This is a genomic window from Noviherbaspirillum aridicola (assembly GCF_019656455.1).
Taxonomy (GTDB): Bacteria; Pseudomonadota; Gammaproteobacteria; order Burkholderiales; family Burkholderiaceae_D; genus Noviherbaspirillum; species Noviherbaspirillum aridicola.
In genome coordinates this window covers 1-1,056 of the sequence record NZ_BPMK01000040.1, presented here as the reverse complement: position 1 = coordinate 1,056, position 1,056 = coordinate 1, and the positions used below count along the sequence as shown (strand labels likewise).

Annotated in this window: 1 protein-coding gene; it reads right to left on the bottom strand. The window is 68.6% G+C overall.

Annotated elements, in window-relative coordinates; genetic code table 11:
- The coding region (gene hemE, locus NCCP691_RS21205) for a uroporphyrinogen decarboxylase (RefSeq protein ID WP_220810561.1) at positions 1-1,056 on the bottom strand (1,056 nt) is incomplete at both ends.

Sequence of the window (1,056 nt, the reverse complement as noted above, 5' to 3'; positions counted from 1 at the left end):
CGCGGCTCATCTCATGCACCGCCTCGACCAGCACCGCGACCGATTCGGGGGGCGTGAACTGCGAAATCCCGTGCCCGAGGTTGAAGACATGGCCGTGGCCGGGCGTGCCGTAGCTGTCGAGCAGCCGGCGCACCTCGGCGCGGATCTGCTCCGGCTGCGCGAACAGCACGTTCGGATCCAGGTTGCCCTGCAGCGCGACCTTGCCGCCGACCCGCGCCCGCGCCGCGCCCAGGTTGACCGTCCAGTCCAGCCCGAGCGCATCGGCGCCGGAGCCGGCCATCTCTTCCAGCCACAGCCCGCCGCCCTTGGTGAACAGGATGGCGGGAATGCGCGCACCCTCATGTTCGCGCTTGAGACGGCCCAGCACCTCGTTCATGTAGTGCAGCGAGTACTGCTGGTAGACGCCGTCGGCCAGGGTGCCGCCCCAGGTATCGAAGATCATCACCGCCTGCGCGCCGGCGTCGATCTGCGCGTTGAGATAGTCGGCCACCGCGCCCGCGGTCACCTCCAGGATGCGGCGCATCAGGTCCGGGCGCTGATAGAGCATGGTCTTGATGGTGCGGAAGTCCTTGGAACCGCCGCCTTCGACCATGTAGCAGGCCAGCGTCCAGGGGCTGCCGGAAAAGCCGATCAGCGGCACCCTGCCCTGCAGCTCGCGGCGGATCCGGGTGACCGCGTCGAACACATACTGCAGCGATCCCGGCGGCGGCGCGCTCAGCGCCAGCACCGCCTTCTCATCGCGCAGCGGATGCGAAAACTTCGGCCCCTCGCCCTCCTCGAAATACAGGCCCAGGCCCATGGCATCGGGCACCGTCAGGATGTCCGAGAACAGGATGGCGGCGTCGAGCGGATAGCGGTCCAGCGGCTGCAGCGTGACTTCAGTGGCGTAGTCGGGATTCTTGGCCAGGCCGAGGAAGGAGCCGGCGCGCTTGCGGGTGGCGCAGTATTCGGGCAGGTAGCGGCCGGCCTGGCGCATCAGCCACAGCGGCGTGTACTCGGTGGGCTGGCGCAGCAGCGCGCGCAGGAAGGTGTCGTTCTTGAGCGGGGCGAAATTGG